1 protein-coding gene is annotated in these 455 nt (G+C 39.6%); it reads right to left on the bottom strand.

Going from position 1 to position 455, the window contains the following annotated elements:
- Positions 1–252 precede the first annotated feature (252 nt).
- Positions 253–455 (bottom strand): hypothetical protein (locus C5471_RS23640; protein WP_166296696.1); only part of this gene is annotated, 203 nt, incomplete at its 5' end.

Genomic DNA, 455 nt, shown 5'->3' with positions numbered 1-455 from the left:
GAGGTTGCTAGCAGTCTGTTGCTGATAGTCTTGTTGATAACCGTCATTGAGCACATCAAACAGGTAATCTGGGCTGCTATGCCATGGGTTACCTCAGAGAGTAAAGACAAAGAATGAATAGTTTTGCCTATATAATATCTGAGCGAAAAAATATAACAAAAAATGTACGGTGTCGCGGCTATTTGATTGGTTAATATCCGATTAATTTTAAAAATGTGATGTATATCACGAATTTTTTGTGAGGTGCGGTTGTCACGCAGTTAGCGCTTCAAGCCTAACAGGCGAGAGTGGGATGGTATTGCCCAATGTTGCATTAGTGTTGCTATGCATCTGTTTGAGTTTTTCCTTGTTCATCCAGTAAGCCATCAGGCAATTTGAAACTGGCGTGAGGATCCAATGTGTCGTTTTACCGCCACGGTACTGGGTTAATTTATTGATTAAATAAGATTTCAAAA

The sequence above is a fragment of the Photorhabdus tasmaniensis genome, from assembly GCF_011189505.1.
GTDB lineage: Bacteria > Pseudomonadota > Gammaproteobacteria > Enterobacterales > Enterobacteriaceae > Photorhabdus > Photorhabdus tasmaniensis.
This window is presented reverse-complemented; position numbering and strand designations above follow the sequence as displayed.